Below are 22,777 nucleotides of genomic sequence, written 5' to 3' on the forward strand. Positions count from 1 at the left end.
ATGAGAGTACTGATTTTGGAAGATGAAGAATCGATCCGCGGATTTATCCGGATTAATCTTAAACGCAACGATATTGATGTTACGGAGGCGGCGACGGGCGAGGAAGCCCTCCAGCTTGTAAAGGATGAAGGCCCTTTTCACATTGCCATTCTGGATGTTATGCTCCCGACTCAATTATCGGGATTCGACGTGTGCGCGCAGCTGCGGAAAATGTACCCGAAGATGGGCATCATCATGCTGACCGCGAAATCGCAGGATACGGACAAAGCCGAAGGTCTGGAGATCGGAGCGGACGATTACGTGACGAAGCCGTTCAGCCCGGTAGAGCTCATCGCGAGAATTAAGGCCCTCTACCGGAGGCTGGAAATTCCCGAGCAGGAATCGGTCAAACAGAGCCTGAGCTCCGGCATCTTTACGCTGCAATTGAAGGAACGGAAACTGTTTAAGGGACGGACCGAAATCGATATCACGCCGACCGAGTTTGCCATTCTGAAGCTGTTCATGGAACAGCCCGACCAGGGGATTTCCCGGGATGAAATTCTGGATGCCGTATGGGGTAAGCATTTTGTCGGCGATTTAAAAATCGTGGACGTCAACATCCGCCGTATCCGCCAAAAAATCGAGGTAGATCCGTCGCACCCTGCACATATCGAAACCGTTTGGGGTTATGGGTACCTCTGGAAGAAGGAATCCGCCCTTGAGCAGCATAAGGAGTAAAGTCGTCTGGAATTTTCTGCTGATCATCGTATTTATTGTGCTGCTTCTCGGAGGCTTGTTTCTGGGAACCATCTACCAATATTATTACGGAAGCGCCCTTCAGGCCCTAAGTGAACGGGCCAAATTCACAGTCGACTACAACAACCGCTACAATTCGCTTTCTCCTCTCCAGGAGAGGGCCCGCAACATTTTAAAAGAGCTTGCGAAGGACGAAATCAGCCGGGTCGAGGTGTTGGACCTTGAAGGGAATCTGATCCGGGATTCGTACGGGTTTACCTCCAAACGCAAAATCGATACGTCGGACGTCCAGTCCGCTTTGCTCGGAGAGCCCGGCAAGTGGATCGGGTTGAATACCGACACCAAAGAGAGGATCATGGCGCTTTCCTATCCCCTCAAGAACGGGGACCGCGTCGTCGGCGTCCTGCGCTACACGACTTCGATCGAGCAGGTAGACCGGATGGTCATGCGGACAGCCTGGATCATCATCGGCATCGGCGTGGCCGTCATTCTCGTATCGCTGGCGGTCAGTCTGCTTCTCGCCAACCGGATCGTGAGACCTATCCGCGAGGTCACGGACGTCGCCCAGAGCATGGCCCAGGGGGATTTCCACAACAAGGCCGTCAAACGGCATGACGACGAGGTCGGGCATCTGGCGGATACGCTCAACTATATGGCGGACGAAATTCTCCGCAACGACCGCCTGAAGAACGAGTTTATTTCCTCGATCTCCCACGAGCTGCGGACGCCGTTAACGTCGATTAAAGGCTGGAGCGAGACGCTGGTTTCGGGTGACCTGAACGAGAAGGAAGAAACGCTTACGGGACTTTCCGTCATTTCCAAAGAAACGGATCGTCTGATCGGGCTGGTCGAAGACCTCCTCGATTTCTCCAAGCTCCAGTCCGGCAATATGAAAATGCACCGTGAACCGGTGGACGTCAACCGCCTCGTGAAAGACATTTATCAGCAGTTTGCGGGGAACTGCCAGAGGCGCAGAATGGAGCTGCAAATTTCCCTTGCGGAAAACAGCCTCTACGTTTTCGGGGATCAGAACCGGCTCAAGCAGGTGTTGATCAACTTGCTTGACAATGCGATGAAATTCACGCAGGAAAACGGGGTAATCCGCATCATGACCCGCACGGAAGGCAGCCTCGTGCAGCTGATCGTGGAAGATGAGGGCGAAGGGATTTCACCGGAAGCGGTGAAGTATGTGACGGAGAAGTTTTACAAGGCCGACAACCGGCAGCCGGGCAGCGGCCTGGGTCTGTCCATTTGCCAGGAAATCGCCCAACTTCACGGAGGAACGCTGCAGGTCACGAGCGAGCTCGGGCAGGGAACGAACGTAACGGTCGAGCTTCCGCGCATGCCGGAAGAGGAGAAGGTTCTGTAAACGGAATGCCGCGCGGCCTGTCACGAACGTTTGCGTTCAGACCAACGGGAGATCGCTTCGGCCGGCGGCGTTTGACGAGCATTTTTGCGGTAACGCCGGTTCCCGGCACGCAGCAGGGCATTACATAACGGTGATCGGCCTTATGCGAGCGGCACGCCGGTTGCACCGGTTCCGCTTGTTCATGCAACCCTCGGGGCAATCCCCGGGACAGAACTACACCGACACATTCAACTAAGAGACCCGATGGAATTCCGTCGGGTCTTTTTTGCCGTTTGCGGCCGGGAGGTAAAAAACAGCTATGAATGATTGTTTCCCGGTTAATTCGGAGCTTTTCCTGCTAGACTGGGAAGCAGATAGGATGAAAGGTGTGTTCACGGATTGAATTTAACTGAATTAGGCTGGAACGAAGAGCTCCGGCAAGCTTTGACGGATATGTCGGCGGAAGGTCTCACGGCAGGCCGCGTCGCGCTTGAACATAAGAGAATGTACCGGGTCAAAACCGGCTCCGGCGAAGTGCTCGCCGAGGTGTCGGGCAGTATGCGCTACCAGGCGCGCAGCCGGGGAGATTACCCCGCGGTCGGCGACTGGGTGGCCTTAAGCGTGCGCGAGGAAGAGGGCCGCGCCACCATTCACGGCGTCCTGCCGAGAAAAAGCATGTTCGTCCGCAAAGTGGCGGGCAACGTGACCGAAGAGCAGATTGTCGCCGCGAACGTCGATGTCATCTTCCTCGTCAACGCGCTCAATGCGGATTATAATCTCCGCCGGCTGGAGCGCTACCTCGTCATGGCATGGGAGAGCGGCGCCTCTCCGGTCATCATCCTCAGCAAGGCGGACCTGTGCGCCTCGCCCGAGGAAGTGGCCCTCCGGGTCGCCGAGACGGAGGCCATAGCGCCGGGCGTGCCCGTCCATGCCGTCAGCTCGCTCCTCGGCGAAGGGGTGGAGGGCCTCCGCGCCGCCTACCTCGGCATCGGCCGGACGGCCGCAGTCGCCGGGTCCTCCGGAGCGGGGAAGTCCACGCTCATCAACGCGCTGCTGGGCCGCGAGGCGATGGACACCGGCGAGATCCGGGAGGACGACGCCCGGGGCCGCCATACGACGACCCACCGCGAGCTTCTCCTGCTCCCCGGCGGGGGCGTGCTGATCGATACGCCCGGCATGCGCGAGCTTCAGCTGTGGGAGGCGGACAGCGGGCTCAGCCAGTCGTTCGACGATGTCGAGACGCTGGCGGCCTCCTGCCGCTTCCCGGACTGCCGCCACAACAGCGAACCGGGCTGCGCCGTGAGAGGCGCCATAGAAGACGGGACGCTGGACCGGGCGCGCTATGACAGCTACGTCAAGCTGCAGAAGGAGCTGGCCTTCCTGGCCCGCAAGGAGAGCAAATCCCTTCAGACTGCGGAGAAGGACAAGTGGAAGAAGATCCACAAGGAGATGAGGCGCAAGCCCCCCAAGCCATAAAAAGCGGCGGAACCGCGATCCGGGCGCGAGTGCGGACCCGGTTCCCCGGATTCACCTCCTGTTCAACTAAATGCGCGAATCAGTGGCCTTTCGCCCAGCCGTGCATATGTTGAAGGCAGGGGGTGTTTGTTGATGCAAAAGCACGAAGCGAAGTCCTTGTGTCAGCAGCATAAATACCGGTACGTTCTCATTCAACTGAACGACGGTACTGTGCATGACGGAATAATCGAGAATGTCGACGATGATTATGTATATCTGGCCATTCCCGTGGGCGGCAGAGCGGACGGAGAAAGCGAGACACGGGCGTTCGGCTGGGGATACCCGTATTACGGCTACCCTTACTATGGATATTTTCCTTACGGCGGGTACCCTTATTATCCGCGGCGCCGCTTTTACCGGGGGATCTTTCCTCTGGTGGCTTTGACGGTCCTTTCGCTGCTTCCGTACTATTGATGCAAAAATCCAAAACCGCCCGCAGAGACATCCGTCTTCCGGCGGTTTTACCTTTTTCCGGAACGCCGCTCACTTTTTATTTTCTTTTTGACCCGTTATTCAGTATGATAAAAATATACATACAAATCTATGCATATGAGCATGTACGACTCGATAAAGGAGGAGACGAAACAGTGGATTGCTTATTCTGCAAAATCAGAGACGGACAAATTCCTTCCAAGCAGGTATACGAAGACGAGCAGGTGCTGGCTTTTCACGATATCCAGCCGGCCGCTCCGGTGCATATCCTGATCATTCCGAAGAAGCATATCGCCTCGATGAAAGACGCCGGAGAAGAAGACTGGGCGCTGATCGGTTCGGTTCACAAGGCCGCGCAGCAAATCGCCCGGGATTTCGGTATCGAAGAGAGCGGCTACCGGCTCATCAACAACTGCGGACCCGACAGCGGACAAGTGGTTTTCCACATCCATTACCACCTGCTCGGCGGCACGAATTTGGGCCCTCTAGTAGCTCAAAGATAATTCATAGAATTTATTGTCATAGGAGTAAAGCTTTTAGGTTGACACCTAGAAACGTTTTCCCCTATAATGAAGTTTGATGAACCGCTTTGATTGGACGGTCTGTTCGGAGGGAGGGAAAACTGGTGTCAGAAACTCGAGTTCGCAAGAATGAAACCATAGATGCTGCACTTCGCCGCTTTAAGCGTTCCATTGCTAAGGATGGCGTATTGGCGGAGATTAAAAAGCGCAAGCACTACGAGAAGCCGAGCGTTAAGCGCAAAAAGAAATCTGAGGCTGCTCGTAAGAGAAAGTTCTAGGAGGCAACCCAAGTTCATGAGCTTAAGCGAACGTTTGAACGATGATATGAAGCAAGCGATGAAGAGTCAAGACAAGTTTACACTCTCCGTAATCCGTATGGTAAAAGCATCTATCAAGAATATCGAGATAGACCAGCGACGAACCTTAGATGACAATGAAGTGCTTGATGTTCTGAATCGCGAAGTCAAACAACGCAAAGATTCCCTCCAAGAATTTAAAAACGCCGGCCGGGACGATTTGGCCGACAGCCTGCACGCTGAGATCGACATTCTAATGAAGTACCTGCCGCAGCAGTTAACAGAGGAAGAAGTAAGCGCAATTGTAAAGCAGACCATCCAAGAAGTTGGCGCTTCCTCCAAAGCGGATATGGGAAAAGTAATGTCGGCCCTCATGCCGAAAGTTAAAGGTCGGGCTGACGGGAAATTAGTTAACCAACTGGTGCAACAGAACCTGTAATAAACCGACGGGGTCGGAAGCAGTGATGCTTCCGGCCTTTTTTCATAGCCGGAAAACGGTAAAACGGAGGCCGCCGAGCAAACAAGATAAGCGGCTGCTTCGGCTTGTCCGCGGAGCCTGCCGCCAACTTATGAACATTTGGTGAAACGTTTTTCATCCCGTTACGTAAAAAAGACTATAAGACAGTTACAGGGTTAGGAGGTAAGCCATGATCAGCTTACGGAGAACATTTCTGGGCTGTGCCGGGGTCGTCGGATCAATCGGCTGCCTGCCCGGTTTGGCGGCGGCATCAGCCGCGACTGCGGCGCAGCAGGGCTTTACGAGTGCGCTTGGCGGTTTCCTGACACATCCGGCCGTTGCCGCGATCCTGCTTCTGATCGGAATTGTCGGAATCGGGCTCGAGCTGCTTTTCTGGACGTTCGGTCTTCTCGGGTCGGTCGGGGTTATCGGCTTCGGGCTGTATTTCCTCGGCAATTATCTTGTCGGGGGAGCGGGGTCCGGAGATATCGGGCTGTTCGTTTTGGGCGTGCTGCTTCTGCTGCTTGAACTGATCATTCCGAGCTTCGGCATACTCGGCATAGCCGGTAGTATCTCCTTGTTCAGCGGAGTGATTCTGGCGGCCGACAACCCTCAGACGGCTGCGCTATTGCTCGTCATCGCTTTCGTTGGGGCGGCTGTTCTTCTCTTTATCGCCGTCAAGAAGTTTCCGGCAAGGGGAGTATGGAACCGTTTTATCCTCAAGGAGGAGCTGACTACCGAACAAGGCTTTGTGTCCAGTTCGTTCAAGCTGCATCTTATGGGGCAGACGGGAACTTCGCTTACGCCGCTTCGTCCGTCCGGTACCGCCCAATTCGGGGAAGACCGCGTGGATGTGGTAACGGAAGGCGGATTTATTCCTGCCGGACGCCTGGTTAAGGTCGTTCTCGTGGAAGGCAGCAGAGTTGTGGTGCATGAAGAAGTAGCCGGCGCAGAAAAATAAGGTACAGCCGGAAGAGCGCCATTTAATTACGTAAAGGGAGGTTTTTTGACACATGGAATCTTATTTTTATCTGTTGATTGCCGCAGTGGTTCTGATTTTGTTGATGGTATTTTTCACGTTCGTTCCGGTTATGCTCTGGATCTCCGCTCTGGCATCGGGCGTACGTATCAGTATTTTGACGCTGGTGGCGATGAGGCTGCGGCGCGTTATTCCGAGCCGGATCGTGAATCCGCTCATTAAAGCGACGAAAGCCGGGCTGGGACTGAACATTAACCAGTTGGAAAGCCACTATCTGGCTGGCGGTAACGTTGACCGCGTTGTCAATGCCCTGATCGCGGCACACCGCGCGGATATCCAACTGCCGTTCGAGCGGGCGGCTGCCATCGATCTGGCCGGCCGTGACGTGCTCCAGGCCGTTCAAATGAGCGTAAACCCGCGTGTCATCGAGACACCGACCGTTTCCGCGGTGGCCAAAGACGGGATCGAAGTGAAAGTTATCGCCCGGGTAACGGTTCGGGCGAACATCGACCGCCTCGTCGGGGGTGCCGGCGAAGAAACGATTATCGCCCGTGTCGGCGAGGGGATCGTGACGACTGTCGGTTCCAGCGGCTCGCATAAGGACGTTCTTGAAAATCCGGATATGATTTCCCGGACCGTACTCGGTAAAGGTCTGGATGCGGGTACCGCTTTTGAGATCTTGTCTATTGATATCGCGGATGTCGACGTAGGCAAGAACATCGGAGCGCACCTTCAAACCGAGCAAGCCGAAGCCGACAAGCGGATCGCGCAGGCCAAAGCGGAAGAACGCCGCGCCATGGCCGTTGCCCAAGAGCAGGAAATGAAAGCCCGCGTCGTGGAAATGAGAGCGAAAGTCGTCGAGGCCGAATCCGAGGTGCCTCAGGCAATGGCGGATGCTATGCGTAACGGCAAGCTCGGCGTAATGGACTACATGAATTATAAAAATATCGATGCCGATACGCATATGCGCAGTTCCATCGGCAAAATGTCGGAAGAGGGCAAAGAAGACAAAGAATAAAGGCGGTAGAAAATCTCCGGGCTCTGCCCGGCAGATGTGCCGGTTCCACCCGGACACGGAGGGAATCGGCATCCCTTTATTAGTTGCTTCACCGAAGTTTACCGGGGGATCTCTTGTCGAGATTGATCCGGGAAAGGGGGCGTGGTGATGGAGCGTCTGATCGAACTGATCGCGAACAATTTCTTTTTCGTTATAATGATCGGTATTTTTCTGGTGTCCATGCTGTCTGGCAAGCGCAAAAAGTCCGGCAATCCGAACCGGATGCCGGATTTCAGCGGCCAGGGCCTTCCGCGCCGTCCGGCCGCATCTACCCGGCCTGCGTCCGGGACCGGCCGGGAGCTCGACGGGCGCATGAGCGCTCCGCCGCAAACGCGGCGTCGTGATCGGTCCGCCGAAAATGCGGCGGACGATTGGACCGCGGCCGAGCCGGCAGCGGCCGGGCGCGGGCGCAGCGGCGGCTTTGCCGCCAGCGAGGCCCGCGGCAGCTTCGCAACGCCGGCGGAGACGCCGCGCAAGCGTGAAGCCCGCGCCGTGCGCGAAGAGGCTGCCGGCAGCGGGGGCTCCGCCGCCGGTGTCGACCTGCACCCGCGTCAGGCGGTGCAGGGGGTTATCTGGGCCGAAATACTCGGCCCGCCGCGGGCTAAAAAGCCGTTCCGCCGGTAAGTGAAGTGCACCCCTTAGAATGGACATTTGGAAAAACCCCTTGGGTAATCCGAAAAATTCTAGGGGTGCATTTTTTTATCCCGGAGAAATAAGGACAAAAGTTCAAGCACTAAACAAGCTGACGCCGATGAAATATCGACGCCAGCTTTCAGTCCAGGCTTTTCGTTTGTCCGTTAAATGGGGTCTTGACCAATACCGGACGGACAGGCTTTTTTGTGCCTGAGCGAGCCGTACCGCCGAGCCGGCGTCCCAAAGACCGTAGAATGCCCGCAGAGGCATTCTACGGTCTTTTCCAATATTATACTCATCAGAAAGATTGGCGTCTCCCAAGGGTATTTGGAGGCGTTTTGCGCGTGTCCTCCAGCAGTCGGGCAAAATCTTTCACTGCCGCTTCGCCACATGCCGAGTAATTTCAGCTATAACCAATCGCATCCCTTATAAACACGTAATGCTCCAATTCGCGGCCGCAGGATAGGGACGAAACACCGCTCATAAATCACGTGCGGCTCGCATAGATTGGAAAAAGCAGCGTCTGAACAAGAAGCGCCTGAATTTGCGCCTGCGTGCTGAAAGCATGGGGCAAAGGCTGGGAGGGACGAGAGAATGCGCCGGCTCACGCAAAAGTGGAAGCAAATGACTGCTAATATGCTCGACCTTCCGCAGGATGTCGTACAAGATATTCCCCGGATCACGATGATCGGCAACGTCCAGCTTTACGTGGAGAATCACTGCGGCGTTATGCATTTTTCCAGCGATATGCTGCGTCTGCAGCTTACACGGGGGAAGCTTGAGGTAAGCGGGAAGGAATTGGTGATCCGCGCCATTTTAACGGAAGAAGTACTTATCGAGGGAATTATCGCGGATATCAGATATATGCCATAACGGGTCCGGAAAGGGGAGTTTCGGCGTGCAATCGGCGGTGTTAAAGTGGATACAGGGATACGTGAAGATCGAAGTGAAGGGCGAGAGAGCGGCGGAGTTTATCAACCGCGCACTTTCCAAAGGGTTTTCGTTATGGGACATACGGGTGTCGGGAGACAGGCTGGTCGAGCTCTGCCTGCCTTGCCGGGATGCGCTGCGTCTCCGGCCGCTTCTGAAAGAGACAGGCTGCCGGATGCATCCGCTAAAGCGCGAGGGACTGCCTTTCGCTGCCCGGAAATTGGCCAAGCGTAAAACTTTCCTGGCCGGCGGCGTTGCTTTTATCGCCTCCCTTTTCATTCTGTCTTCTTTCGTATGGACAATTAAGGTCGAAGGCAACGAAAAGATCGGGACCCAAACCATTCTGGATGCCGCCCGCAAAGAAGGGCTGTATCTCCACCAATGGAAATACCGGATGGGCGATTCAGAGAAGCTTTCGTTCGGCCTGCAAACCCAACTGCCCGGCACATCGTGGGTCGGAGTGGAGATTAAGGGCACCCAGGTTACGATCAAAATTGTCGAAGCGGACAAGCCGGAAGAAAAACCGCTCGTCAGCCCTCGCAATCTTGTGGCGTCCAAACACGCTGTCGTGACGGAAATCCAGGCGAAAAAAGGCCGTCCGCTCGTCCAGCCCAATGCCTACGTCCGCAAAGGGGACGTGCTTATTTCCGGTACGCTCGGCGACGAGGCGAATCAGAAGATCGTCGTAGCGGACGGATATGTGAAAGGCATGGTCTGGTACACCTCCAAAATCGAGGTGCCGATGATCCAGACGTACGAAACGTATACGGGCGATTCGAAGACGCGGAATTATCTCGTGTTCGGCTCCAAAGGGATCCAGGTAAGCGGGTACGGGAAGCTTCCGTTCGAACACTATCAGACGATTCCGGAGCAGAAAACGCTCCAATGGCGCTCTTTTAAGCTGCCTGTCGGCTGGCTAAGCGAGAAGCTTATGGCTTCCGAAACGGTCGAGCGGAAACTGGACCCGGCCGAAGCAAAAGCCATCGGTCTGGAACGGGCCCGGGCCGATCTTATGAGCGAAGCGGGGAAAGACGCGCGCATCGTCACCGAAAAAATTTTGCATGAAAAATCAGAGAATGGTAAAGTTTATATGGAAGTGCATTTTGAAGTGGAAGAATTTATCATGGAAGAGCAACCTATCGTACAGCAAGGAGAATGAGGCCTTTTGGGAGAAAACGCTAAAACCATTAAAGTAGCACTTGCAGATACTTCGGTAGCGCAGGCCGTATTCGGTCCGCAGGACCGCTTTCTGCATCTGATCGAGCAGGAAACGAACGCGCGTATTTTTACCCGGGACGCGGAGCTTACGATTCAGGGGGATGCGGAAGAAGTCCGCAAGCTGGAACATTTATTCGAGGTACTGCTGGAGCTGGTCCGCAACCAGTATCCGCTTTCGGAACGCGATGTGCTGTATGCCGTCGAGCTCGCCAAGCAAATGAAAGCGGATCAACTGCTGGAGCTTTTCAAAGGGGAGATTACGACCACCCACAAAGGAAAGCCCATTCGCGTTAAAACGATCGGACAAAAACAGTACGTCTCCACCATACAGAAGAAAGACATCGTGTTTGGAATCGGACCGGCAGGTACGGGAAAAACGTACTTGGCGGTTGTTCTTGCCGTTACGGCTTTGAAGGAGGGCAAGGTTAAACGGATCGTTCTGACCCGGCCCGCGGTTGAAGCGGGAGAAAGCCTGGGATTCCTGCCGGGAGACCTCCAGGAAAAGGTTGACCCCTATTTACGTCCGTTGTATGATGCTCTTAACGATGTTCTGGGCCCCGAGCAGGTCGTGAAATCGCTGGAGCGGGGGCTTATCGAGATCGCGCCGCTCGCTTATATGCGCGGCCGTACACTTGACGATTCCTTCATTATTTTGGATGAAGCGCAGAATACGACCCCGGAACAAATGAAAATGTTTCTGACCCGTCTGGGATTCGGTTCCAAAATGGTGGTAACGGGTGACGTGACGCAGATCGACCTTCCCCGCGGCAAAACGTCGGGCCTGATCGAGGCGCAGCGCATTCTGAACGGCATTGAAGAAATCGGATTCATTACATTTGCGGAGCAGGATGTCGTCCGTCATTCCTTAGTTCAAAGAATCATCGTCGCTTATAATGAGGACTCGCTAATATCGGGTTGAGTTACAGGGAACGAAGAGGCAAGAGAGGGATGACCTTCCATCATGAAAAAAGAAGTTGCGGTACAAGATATGCAAGCAAACACGAAGCTAAGCGGCTGGAAAACGAGTTTTCCGGTTCGCTTGCTTCTGCTTTTCGCGCTTTTGCTCATTTTCTGCGTGACTTTGTTTTCCAGGCTTATTCCACAGACATTTGACATCAAATTGGGCGCGGTTGCGGAAAAGAACATCTATGCCCCTTTCCAGATCGAAAACTCTGTGGCGACCGAGAAAGCGAAGGAAGATGCGGCCAAGAAGCTGCAACCAGTCTATAAAATCGCGAATCTTCGGAACGAAGCGATGATCGATGCGATTTACGACCGGATTTTGCAGATCAATGCGGATCCCGACGTAAAGTTCGAAGATAAGGTAAGCGTCTACCGGACCGTTATTCCGGCGATTATTTCGGATACGGAAAAAACGGCGATTCGGACAATCGGCGAAAATAATTTCGGCAACGAAGCGTTGATCGATGAAATCAATTCCAAAGTGAGCGACCAGAAATATCGGATTCCGGAAGAAATTTATTACAAATTTCCGCGCTTAACCAAGGAAGATGTAGCTGCGATGGCGCCCATTACCCGGGAAATTGTTTCCAAGCTGATGAGCGATCAGATTTCGGATGCCCAGACGGCCCGTGCGAAGGTAGCCGAGCTCGTCAATTCGTCCGACTTGTCCAAAAATACGCTGCGCGAACTGGTTCAGGAAATCGCCAGAGTCGTCATCACGCCCAATAAGTTTCTGGATCAGAAAGCAACGGACGATGCGAGAGGCGAAGTCCGCGAGAACGTCAAGCCCGTTTATATCAACCAAGGGGACATTATCGTCAACGAGGGCGATGTTATTACCGACGAGATCTATAAACGTCTGAAAGCGGCCGAGCTGCTTAAGGAGAAAGCGAACTATTGGCCTCACGTCGGTCTCGTGCTGCTGGGCCTGCTGTTCGTTATGATGATCTATCTGTTCGTTCGGCAGAGTACGCTGCCGATCCGGACGAACAATTCACAGCTTCTGATGTTCGTTCTTATTTTCGCCATTAACATGATCGGCATGAAAGTGGTGGCCCTTGGGCAAAATCCGGAATATCCGTTCATCGGATATTTGGCGCCGGCAGCTATCGGCAGCATGCTGATCACGATTCTGCTGAATGCGCAGCTCGCCTTTATCGCCAGTGTCCTGTTCAGCATTATGTCCAGCATTATTTTCAACATGCACGGGACCCAGCTATTCGATTACAGATACGGGCTGGTCACGCTCGTTACGTGTTTCGCTTCGGTCTTCGTTATTCAAAAGGCCAGCCAGCGCTCCTCCATTCTGAAAGCGGGAATTCTCATCTCGTTTATCGGCATGATTACGATCATTTCGCTGATGCTTCTGGATAACGTGACGCGCCAAGATATGCTTTACTCGCTGTCATTTTCGGCTGCCAGCGGTATTCTTACCGCCGTGTTTGTAATCGGGCTCCTGCCCTTTTTCGAGACGGCGTTCGGGATCTTGTCCCCGCTCAAGCTCGTGGAACTTTCGAATCCGAATCATCCGCTACTGCGCAAGCTGCTGACGGAGACGCCCGGGACGTATCACCACAGCATCATGGTCGGTAATCTCGCGGAATCGGCGGCCGAATCCATCGGAGCGGACGGTCTGCTGTGCCGGGTCGGTTCTTACTACCATGACATCGGCAAAACAAAGCGGCCGAGCTATTTTATCGAAAATCAGACGAATATCGAAAATCCGCACGACCGTATCGATCCCGCGCTGAGCAAAAGCATTATTACCGCCCATGCACGTGACGGGGTAGAGATGCTTAAGGAATACAACATTCCGAAGCCGATTCGGGATATCGCGGAGCAGCACCATGGAACGACGCTGCTTACGTTCTTTTATCACAAAGCAAGGAAACTGGCCGAGGAAGAAGGCCGTGAAGTGCGCGAGGAGGATTTCCGTTACGAGGGGCCCAAAGCGCAGTGCAAGGAAGCGGCCGTAGTCGGAATCGCCGATTGCGTGGAGGCGGCGGTTCGTTCCCTGCGCAATCCGACCATCGAGCAGATCGATACGATGGTCCGCAAAATCATTAAATCCCGTCTGGATGACGGCCAGTTTAACGATTGCGATCTGACGCTGAAAGAACTGGACACCATCGCGAAGACGCTGAACGAATCTCTGCTGGGCATTTTTCACTCCCGGATCGAATATCCGAGCGAGCTTCCCGCCAAAGCGAAATAACCATTTGACCTATACATCTAGGAGGAATTAAACGTGGCCCTGATTTTAGCCTGGAACGACGAGCAGGACATCCTGCCGATCTCGCCTAAATTCGCCGAGAAGCTGGAAGAGCTGCTGAAGCTTGCAGGAGAAGAGGAAGGCGTTGAGGACGGGGAAGTCGCCCTGACGTTTGTAGACGACGAGACGATTCACGAGCTGAATCGCACGTACCGGAACATCGACCGTCCGACGGACGTTCTGTCCTTTGCGATGCTGGAGCAGGGGGAGGACGAACCCGCTATTCTATACGGCGAGGAAGAGCCGGATGAAGATTCGGCGGAAGGCGATGCCGGCGCTGACGGGGACGGGGAAGAAGGCTTTGAGGAGCCGCTCGGCGATATCGTCATTTCGGTTCCCCGGGCCGCAGCGCAGGCTGACGAATACGGCCATTCCGTGGAGCGCGAGCTCGGATTTTTATTCGTTCACGGATTTCTGCATCTGATCGGATACGATCACGACAACGAGGAGGCCGAACGGGAAATGTTCGCGAAGCAGGAACAGATCCTGCAGAAAGCGGGGCTTACCCGTTGAGTTCCTTTCAGCGTTTTCTGCGGGGCTTTCGCTTCGCTTACGAAGGAATTAAATACGCTTTTGATACTCAGCGCAACATGAAATTTCATTTCGTTGTTGCCTTTCTTGTATTTCTGGCCGCCGTAATTTTGGGACTGCCGCATTGGGATGTGCTTTTCCTGCTGCTGGCAGTCGTTCTTGTCATCATGACCGAACTGATAAACACGGCGGTGGAAAAGGCAGTGGATCTGGCCATGCCGGGTCTGCACCCGCTGGCGAAGATCGCGAAGGACACGGCGGCCGGGGCCGTTCTCGTGGCTGCCCTGTTCGCGGTCGTCGTCGGCATGGTGGTCTTCTACGGACCTGTGGACCGGATGCTCCGCAGGGCGCAGGAGGCGGCCGCAGCCAACATGCCGGGCATGATATGGACGCTTATCGCGCTTGTCGCTCTTGTCACGATTGTAATCGAGACAAGGTTCAGCGACCGCGGGAAGCTGGTCCGGCCCAGCCTGCTGGCGGCGGTTCTGGCGGCGCTTGCGACTTTGATCGCCGTGATCGCCGGCCAGACGATCGTGACGCTGCTCTCCGGCACGCTTGCGGCGCTCGCCCTGATGGTTCTGGCCGAGCGGAAGCACCGGGCGCTGTCGTCCCTGCTGCTCGGTTCCGTTATCGGGGCAGCCGTCACCCTGCTTGCCTGGTTGTGGAGAGGCTGGGGGTAGATGCCTGACCGGCCGGCCTGAATGGTTACATTTTGTGGTTTAACGGAAAGGAAAAGATGCCTTATGAAACCGGAAGAACTGCTGGAACATGCGCGGCAGGCACGCCTGAAAGCTTACATCCCGTACTCGAATTTCGGGGTGGGTGCCGCTCTGCTGGATCAGAACGGTCACGTCCATCACGGCTGCAACATCGAAAATGCGGCTTACGGGCCGACGAACTGCGCCGAACGCACTGCCGTTTTCCGCGCCGTCGCGGACGGGCACAAGCCGGGGTCCTTCCAATCTATCGCGGTTATAGGCGATACGGAAGGTCCGATTTCCCCTTGCGGGGTATGCCGGCAGGTTTTAATCGAACTTTGTGGACCGGACATGCCCGTTATTTTAGGCAACTTAAGAGGTGACTATACCGTAACGACAACGGGTGAACTGCTGCCTAGCGCGTTTACGTCGAAAGATTTGCAGTCCTAGGAGGAAATAATACCAGCATGAACAAAGAAAAATTCAAATCCGGATTCGTTTCGATTATCGGACGGCCGAACGTAGGGAAATCCACCCTGATGAACCAGGTAATCGGTCAGAAGATCGCGATTATGTCCGATAAGCCGCAGACCACACGCAACAAAATTCACGGCGTGTATACGACCGACAATTCCCAAATTGTATTTTTGGACACGCCGGGTATTCATAAACCGTCTTCCAAGCTGGGCGATTACATGATGAAAGTTGCCCACAGCACTTTGGGGGAAGTCGATGCCATTCTGTTTCTTGCCGACGTTTCGGAAGGAATCGGCGGCGGAGACCGCTATATCATCGAGCAGCTGAAGAATGTTAAAACACCGGTCATTCTAGTGCTGAACAAAATCGATCAAGTGCATCCCGAAGAATTGCTGCCGATCATTACGACCTATAAAGATCTGTACGAATTCGCGGAAATCGTACCGGTTTCGGCTCTGCTCGGCAACAATGTGAACACGATGCTGGAACAGGTCGTTAAATATTTGCCGGAAGGCCCGCAGTACTATCCCGCGGATCAGATAACCGACCATCCCGAGCAGTTTGTTTGCGCGGAGCTTGTCCGCGAGAAGATCCTCCATATGACAAGAGAAGAAATTCCCCACTCCATCGCGGTAGCGATCGAGGATATGAAGGTCGAAAAAAACGGCGTGGTTCATATTTCAGCCGTCATTTACGTAGAGCGTGATTCGCAGAAAGGCATTATTATCGGCAAGCAGGGCTCGCTGCTGAAAGAAATCGGCAAGCAGGCGAGACATGATATCGAAGCGCTGCTCGGCTCCAAAACGTTCCTCGAGTTGTGGGTGAAAGTCAAAAAAGACTGGCGCAATCAGGAACGTGTGCTGCGGGATCTGGGCTTCCGAAACGAGTAACCGCAAGGCTTTCCCCGCCGTTCCATTAATTGCCGGGCATAAACTGCTTCAACGGGTACATCCTAAGGGTAATCATCAACACGAACATCTTACGGAGAGAGGATGATCCAGAGTGAGAGATTTTACCTGGCAGTATTTTTGGTCGACGGGGGAAGTGGACGCTTACCTGCTGTACAAAGATTTAGCGTCTGATCCCGAATTTGCAGGAGAAGAGCTGATGCAGCCAGAGCAGGAAGCCGTGCATTCGGTCGAAGCCTGAGAACGCCTGGAGACTGATCCGGCGTTTCCGGAAAGGAAGCGCATGAGACATGCTGAACCGGGTGCAAGGGATTGTTCTCCGTAGCGTCGATTACGGGGAAGGAAACAAAATTATTACGATCTATACCCGTGAACTGGGCAAAGTAGGGGTGATCGCGCGCGGAGTGAAGAAGGTGAAGAGCCGGCTCGGCGCCGTCACCCAGCTGTTCACGTACGGGGATTACGTTTTTTATAGACAGGGTAAGCTTGGAACGCTTAACCATGGGGAGATCATAGAACCCCATCACAAATTGAGAGAAGATCTTTATAAATCTGCGTATGCCTCTTACCTGGTTGAAATGGTTGACCGGATGCTAGGAGAGGAGGATCGCAGTTTATTCTTGTTCGATCAATTGGAAGCGGGACTCATGGCTATCGAGCAGGAGAAGGATATGCAGATCGTCGCGCATGTTTTCGAGCTTAAGATGCTTGCGGCCTCCGGGTATACGCCGATTCTCGATAAATGCGCGTCCTGCGGGCGCACGGAAGAACTTGCCGCTTTCAGCGCGGCAGCGGGCGGCGCAATGTGCAGCCGCTGCAAGCATCTTGATCCTTATGCCGCGGCCGTGACGGAAAGTACGCTGAAGCTTATGCGCCTTTTACAGCAGGTCGATCTCAGCCGGATCGGCAATGTTAACGTAAAGCCCTCTACCAAATCTCAGCTGAAACACAGCATGAGGCTGTATATGGACGCCCACGTGGATGTCCGCTGGAAGGCCAGAAGCTTTTTGGACCAGATGGATAAGTACAATATTTAAAACCTGCTGGTTTGACAAACGTAAGCGGGTTCCTTATAGTAAGTGATTGGAAGCAGTAACTGGTACGGATAACTGGAAGAACAGAGTACTACAATGTTGCCGTGGTGATAAACCGCCGGGACCTTAGGGTCGTACGTGGCGGCCGCTTTGATTTTCGAAGCTACCACGGTCCTTTTGTCTTCGTTTCCGCTTAGCTATTCCCGAATAGGTACAGGGAGGGACAACTTTTATGAATCCTTCAAACAATCCGGTTATCGTTTATGTGGTATCGGATGCGATCGGAGAGACGGGAGAATCTGTCGTCAATGCCGTCGCGCTGCAGTTTTATCCCGCCCCGGTTGTGATTGAGCGGGTTCCTTTTGTGCATGATACGGAGGAAATCGACCGCCTCCTGGCCAAAGTCGCCCGTCAGCAGGGAATCATCGCGTTTACGCTGGTCATTCCCGAGCTTCGCGATTATTTGACCCAGAGAGCGGAACAAGCGGGCTTCGCTTACGTCGATCTGCTGGGGCCGCTCATTCAAACGTTCGAAAAAGCGTTTAACCGCAAGGCTCGCCATCAGCCGGGAGGCAACCATCCTCTGGATGAGGATTATTTCAAAAAAATGGAGGCGATCGAGTTCGCCGTCAAATACGACGACGGCCGCGATTTCAGCGGGATCGTCAAGGCGGATATCGTCCTAGTCGGCGTATCCCGCACGTCGAAAACTCCGCTTTCCATGTACCTGGCCCACAAAAAATACAAAGTTGCTAATGTGCCCCTCGTTCCCGAAATGCAGCCGCCCGACGTTCTTTTCAAAGTGCCTAAAAACAAGGTGATCGGCCTGCTTATCGACCCGGATAAACTCAACGCGATCCGCCGGGAACGGCTGCGCACTCTCGGACTCGCGTCCAATGCAACTTATGCCAAAACGGAACGTATTAAACAAGAGCTGGAGTTCGCGGGAACGGTGCTTTCCAGGATCGGATGCCACGTCATCGACGTATCCAACCGCGCCGTCGAAGAAACGGCGAGCCTGGTTCTCGAACAAATCCGGCGTCATCCTCATTTATCCTGAACTTGCAGGATTTTTCGCGCGATGAGCGTATATACTAGTACAGCAGGACTATTAGCAGGTATCGGGGGCATTATTCATTCAACATTCATCCTTTCAAATTGTCGTGGATGCGGATGCGTGTCCGGTTAAGCCCGAGATCATCCGGGCGGCCGCGCGGTATTCGGTTCACGTGCTTATGGTGGCTTCGTTCGACCACCGGCTGAAGGAGCAGGAAGGGATTGAGGTGATCCAAGTCGACCGTTCGGACCAGTCCGTCGATTTGTTTATCGCCAATCATATCCGGCGCGGAGATATCCTGGTAACGCAGGATTTCGGTCTGGCCGCCATCGGTCTGGGCAAAGGGGCGGTATGCCTCTCGAACCGCGGACAGGAATATACCGACCGGACCATTGATTTTCTTCTTGACCGGCGTCATACACAGGGCAAACTGCGCCGTGGAGGCAAGCATTCCAAAGGACCGAAGCCCTTTACGGACGAGGATCGCGAATTTTTTCTACACGGTTTGACAAAAGTTTTACTTCGTTTGCAGGAGAATAGGCCTGTTTAGCGAATACGTATAGTTGTTTACCGCACAAGAAGCTTTTTTATAAGGATTGAAGGTGGGGGAAATGGGTTACGGACGCATTCCGGATGAAGTGATCGAAGCTGTTCTGCAGCGTCATGACATTGCCGATGTGATAGGAAAGTACGTCCATTTGACCAAACAGGGCCACTACCTAAAGGGGCTTTGTCCGTTTCACTCGGAAAAATCGCCTTCGTTTACGGTAACGCCCGAGAAACAGATTTACCACTGCTTCGGATGCGGAGCGGGGGGCAATATGTTCCAGTTTCTCCGGGAAATCGAAGGCTACACGTTTGCCGAAGCCGTCCGGCACCTGGCGGAGGAAGTGGATATCCCCGTTACGTGGGAGGAGTCATTGTCCGCGGACAACCCGCAGCAGAAGGACCGGTCCAAAATGCTGGAGGCCAATGAGAAAGCGGCCAAACTGTACCGTTATATTCTAATGAATACCGATCAAGGCAAGAACGCACTCGATTATGTGCGCAACCGGCAGATGTCGGATAAATTGATCGACGCTTTTCAGATCGGATATGCTCCCGCCATGTGGGATACGCTTGTACAGCAGCTTCAGAAAGCGGGTTACGATCTTCCGCTGATGGAACGGGGAGGGCTCGTTTCGGCCCGTTCCGAGGGAGACGGTTATATCGACAAGTTCAGGGACAGAGTGATTTTCCCGATCTGGGACGCGCAGGGCAAAGTCATTGCCTTCGGCGGCCGGGCGCTCGGGGATGTGCAGCCTAAGTACTTGAACAGCCCTGAGACGATGCTCTTCAACAAAAGCCGTGTGCTGTATAATTTTCACCAGGCACGTCCGCAAATCCGGAAAACGAATACCATGGTATTGTTTGAAGGTTACATGGATGTGGTAAAAGCTTGGGAAGCTGGGGTGAGAAACGGTGTCGGTACGATGGGTACCGCGCTGACCCCCGAGCATGCGGAACTGATCCGGCGCAACGCCGGACGGGTCGTGATCTGTTACGACGGAGATTCGGCCGGACAGAATGCGGCTTACAAGGCAATCCCCCTGCTGGAACAAGCAGGCTGCGAAGTGAAAGTGGCTATGCTTCCGGATGCCAAAGATCCGGATGAATACATTACTGCATACGGCTCCGAGAGATTTGTACGGGAAATCATTGATTACGCCGTACCCTCGATCAAATACAGGCTGCACTACATTCGCCGGCATTTCCGTTTGCAGGAGGAAGGCGATCGGATACGCTACCAGCAAACGGCCTTGAAGATGATTGCGGACTTGAGCTCGATCGAACGGGAGCATTATTTAAAACAGCTCGCCGGGGAGTTTGAGACCTCTTACGAGTCGCTCAAGCAAGATTTGGCCAACCTCCGGATGAAATCGGAAAAAAACCGGACAGTCAGGGATAATATCGACGTTCCGTGGAATAATGGTAGGCATAATAGGAAAGAAACGCCAAAAGCGCCGCTTTATCCGGCTTATCATAACGCGGAACGGCAGCTTCTAGCCGTCATGATGCACGATCGGGATGTTAGCGCCTATGTGGAAGAACGGTTAGGCGACGAATTTAACGTGGATGCTCATGCCGTTCTGGCGGCTTATTTATATGCTTTTTACGCCCAAAACTCCACACCGAGCGTGAGTCGTTACATGGCGATGATTCAGGACGACAAGCTCGAAAATCTGGCGAGTTCCATTGCGATGATGGGCGCGCACCACGGAGTGAACGAAGTCGTCATCGACGATTACATCAAAGAAATCAAAAAATATCCGAAGCAGCAGGAAATATCCAGAAAAAAAGAAGAAATGATCCGTGCGGAGCGCTCAGGGGATCCTTTGCGGGCTGCGCAAATTCTTAGTGAAATTATTGCCCTAGAGAAACAGCTTAAATTTTCGTAACGCAGGTTCCGGATAATCTAGGGAGGAGGGAGTTGGATTATGGCGAACGATCAACATACTGAGATCGAAACCGAGTTGACCCTGGAGCAGGTAAAGGAGCAGCTCATCGAGTTAGGCAAGAAGCGCTCCTCGCTCACTTATAAAGACATCACAGAACGGCTGGCTCCTTATGATCAAGATCCGGAACAGATTGACGAGTTTTTCGAACAATTGTCCGAAATGGGAATTGACGTAGGGAACGAGTCCGATGAGGACGAGGGAAGAATGCGTCCCGAGGGCGATCAAGAGAACGATGAATTCAGCTTTGAAGATGATCTGACTCTCCCGCCGGGCATCAAAATCAATGACCCGGTGCGGATGTATTTGAAAGAGATCGGGCGTGTTCCCCTTCTTTCGGCAGAGAATGAAGTGGATCTGGCGAAAAGAATCGAGCAAGGCGACGAGGAAGCGAAGCGACGTTTGGCCGAAGCGAACCTTCGTCTCGTCGTGAGCATCGCCAAACGCTATGTCGGACGGGGCATGCTGTTCCTGGATCTGATCCAGGAAGGAAACATGGGTCTGATCAAAGCGGTGGAGAAATTCGACCATACCAAAGGGTATAAATTTAGTACGTATGCCACCTGGTGGATTCGCCAAGCCATTACGCGCGCCATTGCCGACCAGGCGAGAACGATCCGTATTCCGGTTCACATGGTGGAAACCATCAACAAGCTGATCCGGGTATCCCGTCAGCTGCTGCAGGAACTGGGGCGTGAACCGACGCCGGAAGAAATCGCGAAGGAAATGGAACTGAGCACGGATAAAGTCCGCGAAATCATGAAGATCGCGCAGGAACCGGTATCCCTGGAAACTCCGATCGGTGAAGAGGACGATTCCCATCTGGGCGACTTTATTGAAGATCAGGAAGCGCTGGCACCGGCGGATGCGGCGGCTTACGAGCTTCTTAAAGAACAGCTTGAAGATGTCCTCGATACACTGACCGAGCGTGAAGAAAACGTGCTTCGTCTTCGCTTCGGTCTGGATGACGGGCGTACCCGGACTCTAGAAGAAGTGGGCAAAGTTTTCGGGGTTACCCGTGAACGGATTCGCCAGATCGAAGCCAAAGCGCTTCGCAAGCTGAGGCACCCGAGCCGCAGCAAACGGTTAAAAGATTTCCTTGAATAGAATCCGAATGCCCGCCTCCGGCGGGTTTCTTTTTTTCAAATAGAAGGAGGAATGTTGAAATGTCAAAGACCCTGTTGATCAGTTTGTGCATACTTGCGGTTCTTGCTGTGGCTTTGACAGCGGCAGCCTTCTATATGTTCGGGCTGGGGATACGCCGGAGCAGCAAGGAATTTCTGCAGAACAGCCCGGATCTGGCGGGTCACATGGAAGAAATCGCGGTAGATCCGTCACCGGCTACGGCGGATAACTGGCTTGCCCGGCAGACGCTCGAGCAGGTATCCATTCAATCGGCGGACGGCCTTCGTCTGAACGGCTGGTACCTGGAAGCCGAGCGGCCTTCGGACGTAACGGCGCTGCTGGCGCACGGCTATTCCGGGCAGGGCAGGGACATGGCCAGCTTCGCTCAAATTCATCACGAGCTCGGATATAATGTGCTGATGCCGGACAACCGGGGTCATGGGCAGAGCGAAGGGGAGTATATCGGCTTTGGCTGGACGGACCGGCTGGATTACGTCAACTGGGTCCGCTACATTCTTCAGCGGAGCGGCGAAGACGCCCGGATTCTGCTCCACGGCGTATCCATGGGCGGCGCGACGGTACTGATGGCAGGCGGCGAAAGACTTCCGGAACAGGTGAAAGGAATCATCGCGGATTGTTCCTATACGTCCGTCAAAGACATTCTGAGCTACCAGCTCAAACGGATGTTCAAGCTGCCCGCGTTTCCGCTCATTCCCCTTACCAGCCTGATCTGCAAAATAAAAGCGGGCTATTTCTTCGGGGAAGCTTCTGCGCTGAAGCAGGTAAAGCGTACGGAAAAGCCGATTCTTTTTATCCATGGAGAAGCGGATACGTTCGTCCCGTTTTTTATGGTGCACGGCTTGTATAAGGCGGCTCCCGCGGGCAAAGATCTGTTCATGGTGCCCCGTGCGGGACACGGGCTTGCTTTTATGACGGACAAGGACGGCTACCGGAGCAGGGTGACCGATTTCGCCAAGCAATGCCTGGAAGAAAAACAAAAGGTCCTGCAGGCACGGTCAGAAGCTTAAATCCGCAAATGCAGGCTCATCGGATTTCCTTCTCAAATTCGGAAGGCGGCGAACCGATAAAGTTGTTG

General features: G+C 53.9%; 25 protein-coding genes. All 25 read left to right on the plus strand.

Annotation, left to right across the window (positions count from 1 at the left end; translation table 11 throughout):
- The 25 genes from ACI48J_RS08185 to ACI48J_RS08305 all read left to right on the plus strand — a co-directional run bounded on the left by ACI48J_RS08185 (position 1) and on the right by ACI48J_RS08305 (position 22,709).
- On the plus strand, positions 1-717 hold the full coding sequence (locus ACI48J_RS08185) for a response regulator transcription factor (protein ID WP_405082418.1): 717 nt from the start codon (positions 1-3) through the stop codon (positions 715-717).
- Complete coding sequence (locus tag ACI48J_RS08190) at positions 698-2,104, plus strand: ATP-binding protein (protein WP_405082419.1); 1,407 nt, start codon at positions 698-700, stop codon at positions 2,102-2,104. Before ACI48J_RS08185 ends, ACI48J_RS08190 begins: the two co-directional genes overlap by 20 nt.
- A gap of 378 nt (positions 2,105-2,482) precedes the next feature.
- A complete protein-coding gene (gene rsgA, locus ACI48J_RS08195) occupies positions 2,483-3,559 on the plus strand; it encodes a ribosome small subunit-dependent GTPase A (RefSeq protein ID WP_405082420.1) in 1,077 nt (358 codons plus the stop codon).
- A gap of 132 nt (positions 3,560-3,691) precedes the next feature.
- Positions 3,692-4,012, plus strand: a complete 321-nt coding sequence (locus ACI48J_RS08200) for a hypothetical protein (protein ID WP_405082421.1) — start codon at positions 3,692-3,694, stop codon at positions 4,010-4,012.
- Between the two features lie 173 nt (positions 4,013-4,185).
- The gene (locus tag ACI48J_RS08205; RefSeq protein ID WP_009675046.1) at positions 4,186-4,533 is read left to right on the plus strand and encodes a histidine triad nucleotide-binding protein; all 348 of its coding nucleotides are present in this window, start codon (positions 4,186-4,188) and stop codon (positions 4,531-4,533) included.
- Positions 4,534-4,655: 122 nt separating this feature from the next.
- Positions 4,656-4,829, plus strand: coding sequence for a 30S ribosomal protein S21 (gene rpsU, locus ACI48J_RS08210; RefSeq protein ID WP_024094532.1), 174 nt, complete (start codon positions 4,656-4,658; stop codon positions 4,827-4,829).
- A 16-nt stretch (positions 4,830-4,845) separates the two neighbouring features.
- Complete coding sequence (locus ACI48J_RS08215; RefSeq protein ID WP_009675051.1) at positions 4,846-5,286, plus strand: GatB/YqeY domain-containing protein; 441 nt, start codon at positions 4,846-4,848, stop codon at positions 5,284-5,286.
- A 208-nt stretch (positions 5,287-5,494) separates the two neighbouring features.
- Complete coding sequence (locus tag ACI48J_RS08220; RefSeq protein ID WP_405082422.1) at positions 5,495-6,265, plus strand: NfeD family protein; 771 nt, start codon at positions 5,495-5,497, stop codon at positions 6,263-6,265.
- Positions 6,266-6,317: 52 nt separating this feature from the next.
- Positions 6,318-7,301, plus strand: coding sequence for a flotillin-like protein FloA (gene floA, locus ACI48J_RS08225; RefSeq protein ID WP_405082423.1), 984 nt, complete (start codon positions 6,318-6,320; stop codon positions 7,299-7,301).
- A 147-nt stretch (positions 7,302-7,448) separates the two neighbouring features.
- Positions 7,449-7,964: a hypothetical protein gene (locus tag ACI48J_RS08230; protein WP_405082424.1), complete on the plus strand. Its 516-nt coding sequence runs from the start codon at positions 7,449-7,451 to the stop codon at positions 7,962-7,964.
- A 603-nt stretch (positions 7,965-8,567) separates the two neighbouring features.
- Complete coding sequence (yqfC, locus tag ACI48J_RS08235) at positions 8,568-8,846, plus strand: sporulation protein YqfC (RefSeq protein ID WP_326050092.1); 279 nt, start codon at positions 8,568-8,570, stop codon at positions 8,844-8,846.
- A 25-nt stretch (positions 8,847-8,871) separates the two neighbouring features.
- Complete coding sequence (yqfD, locus tag ACI48J_RS08240) at positions 8,872-10,062, plus strand: sporulation protein YqfD (protein WP_405082425.1); 1,191 nt, start codon at positions 8,872-8,874, stop codon at positions 10,060-10,062.
- A gap of 6 nt (positions 10,063-10,068) precedes the next feature.
- The gene (locus ACI48J_RS08245; protein ID WP_042230044.1) at positions 10,069-11,040 is read left to right on the plus strand and encodes a PhoH family protein; all 972 of its coding nucleotides are present in this window, start codon (positions 10,069-10,071) and stop codon (positions 11,038-11,040) included.
- Between the two features lie 42 nt (positions 11,041-11,082).
- The gene (locus ACI48J_RS08250; RefSeq protein WP_405082426.1) at positions 11,083-13,299 is read left to right on the plus strand and encodes an HD family phosphohydrolase; all 2,217 of its coding nucleotides are present in this window, start codon (positions 11,083-11,085) and stop codon (positions 13,297-13,299) included.
- Between the two features lie 33 nt (positions 13,300-13,332).
- Complete coding sequence (gene ybeY, locus ACI48J_RS08255; protein ID WP_326050085.1) at positions 13,333-13,869, plus strand: rRNA maturation RNase YbeY; 537 nt, start codon at positions 13,333-13,335, stop codon at positions 13,867-13,869.
- On the plus strand, positions 13,866-14,567 hold the full coding sequence (locus ACI48J_RS08260; RefSeq protein WP_405082427.1) for a diacylglycerol kinase family protein: 702 nt from the start codon (positions 13,866-13,868) through the stop codon (positions 14,565-14,567). Before ybeY ends, ACI48J_RS08260 begins: the two co-directional genes overlap by 4 nt.
- A 63-nt stretch (positions 14,568-14,630) precedes the next feature.
- Positions 14,631-15,035 carry a cytidine deaminase gene (locus tag ACI48J_RS08265; protein ID WP_405082428.1) on the plus strand — a complete coding sequence of 135 codons (405 nt, stop codon included), beginning with the start codon at positions 14,631-14,633 and terminating at the stop codon, positions 15,033-15,035.
- A 17-nt stretch (positions 15,036-15,052) separates the two neighbouring features.
- Positions 15,053-15,952: a GTPase Era gene (gene era, locus ACI48J_RS08270; protein ID WP_042230034.1), complete on the plus strand. Its 900-nt coding sequence runs from the start codon at positions 15,053-15,055 to the stop codon at positions 15,950-15,952.
- A gap of 112 nt (positions 15,953-16,064) precedes the next feature.
- Entirely contained in the window at positions 16,065-16,211 is a 147-nt protein-coding gene (locus tag ACI48J_RS08275) for a YqzL family protein (protein WP_326050078.1), read from the plus strand.
- A gap of 49 nt (positions 16,212-16,260) precedes the next feature.
- Positions 16,261-17,007: a DNA repair protein RecO gene (gene recO / locus ACI48J_RS08280; RefSeq protein WP_326050077.1), complete on the plus strand. Its 747-nt coding sequence runs from the start codon at positions 16,261-16,263 to the stop codon at positions 17,005-17,007.
- Positions 17,008-17,236: 229 nt separating this feature from the next.
- Positions 17,237-18,064 carry a pyruvate, water dikinase regulatory protein gene (locus ACI48J_RS08285; RefSeq protein WP_326050076.1) on the plus strand — a complete coding sequence of 276 codons (828 nt, stop codon included), beginning with the start codon at positions 17,237-17,239 and terminating at the stop codon, positions 18,062-18,064.
- A gap of 103 nt (positions 18,065-18,167) precedes the next feature.
- Positions 18,168-18,611 (plus strand): YaiI/YqxD family protein, encoded by a 444-nt coding sequence (locus tag ACI48J_RS08290; RefSeq protein WP_326050075.1) that lies wholly within the window; start codon positions 18,168-18,170, stop codon positions 18,609-18,611.
- Between the two features lie 61 nt (positions 18,612-18,672).
- Positions 18,673-20,499 (plus strand): DNA primase, encoded by a 1,827-nt coding sequence (dnaG, locus tag ACI48J_RS08295; protein ID WP_405082429.1) that lies wholly within the window; start codon positions 18,673-18,675, stop codon positions 20,497-20,499.
- A gap of 39 nt (positions 20,500-20,538) precedes the next feature.
- On the plus strand, positions 20,539-21,663 hold the full coding sequence (gene rpoD / locus ACI48J_RS08300) for an RNA polymerase sigma factor RpoD (RefSeq protein ID WP_009671652.1): 1,125 nt from the start codon (positions 20,539-20,541) through the stop codon (positions 21,661-21,663).
- 59 nt (positions 21,664-21,722) lie between these two features.
- Positions 21,723-22,709, plus strand: a complete 987-nt coding sequence (locus tag ACI48J_RS08305; protein WP_405082430.1) for an alpha/beta hydrolase — start codon at positions 21,723-21,725, stop codon at positions 22,707-22,709.
- The last annotated feature ends 68 nt before the right edge of the window (positions 22,710-22,777 follow it).

Source organism: Paenibacillus chitinolyticus, from assembly GCF_045038035.1.
Taxonomy (GTDB): domain Bacteria; phylum Bacillota; class Bacilli; order Paenibacillales; family NBRC-103111; genus Paenibacillus_F; species Paenibacillus_F chitinolyticus_A.

Coding starts and splice junctions, on each gene's coding strand:
- ACI48J_RS08185 (WP_405082418.1), top strand. CDS start 1: ATGAGAGTACTGATTTTGGAAGATGAAGAATCGATCCGCGGATTTATC.
- ACI48J_RS08200 (WP_405082421.1), top strand. CDS start 3,692: ATGCAAAAGCACGAAGCGAAGTCCTTGTGTCAGCAGCATAAATACCGG.
- ACI48J_RS08215 (WP_009675051.1), top strand. CDS start 4,846: ATGAGCTTAAGCGAACGTTTGAACGATGATATGAAGCAAGCGATGAAG.
- ACI48J_RS08220 (WP_405082422.1), top strand. CDS start 5,495: ATGATCAGCTTACGGAGAACATTTCTGGGCTGTGCCGGGGTCGTCGGA.
- floA (WP_405082423.1), top strand. CDS start 6,318: ATGGAATCTTATTTTTATCTGTTGATTGCCGCAGTGGTTCTGATTTTG.
- ACI48J_RS08230 (WP_405082424.1), top strand. CDS start 7,449: ATGGAGCGTCTGATCGAACTGATCGCGAACAATTTCTTTTTCGTTATA.
- yqfC (WP_326050092.1), top strand. CDS start 8,568: ATGCGCCGGCTCACGCAAAAGTGGAAGCAAATGACTGCTAATATGCTC.
- ACI48J_RS08250 (WP_405082426.1), top strand. CDS start 11,083: ATGAAAAAAGAAGTTGCGGTACAAGATATGCAAGCAAACACGAAGCTA.
- ACI48J_RS08265 (WP_405082428.1), top strand. CDS start 14,631: ATGAAACCGGAAGAACTGCTGGAACATGCGCGGCAGGCACGCCTGAAA.
- era (WP_042230034.1), top strand. CDS start 15,053: ATGAACAAAGAAAAATTCAAATCCGGATTCGTTTCGATTATCGGACGG.
- recO (WP_326050077.1), top strand. CDS start 16,261: ATGCTGAACCGGGTGCAAGGGATTGTTCTCCGTAGCGTCGATTACGGG.
- ACI48J_RS08285 (WP_326050076.1), top strand. CDS start 17,237: ATGAATCCTTCAAACAATCCGGTTATCGTTTATGTGGTATCGGATGCG.
- dnaG (WP_405082429.1), top strand. CDS start 18,673: ATGGGTTACGGACGCATTCCGGATGAAGTGATCGAAGCTGTTCTGCAG.
- rpoD (WP_009671652.1), top strand. CDS start 20,539: ATGGCGAACGATCAACATACTGAGATCGAAACCGAGTTGACCCTGGAG.
- ACI48J_RS08305 (WP_405082430.1), top strand. CDS start 21,723: ATGTCAAAGACCCTGTTGATCAGTTTGTGCATACTTGCGGTTCTTGCT.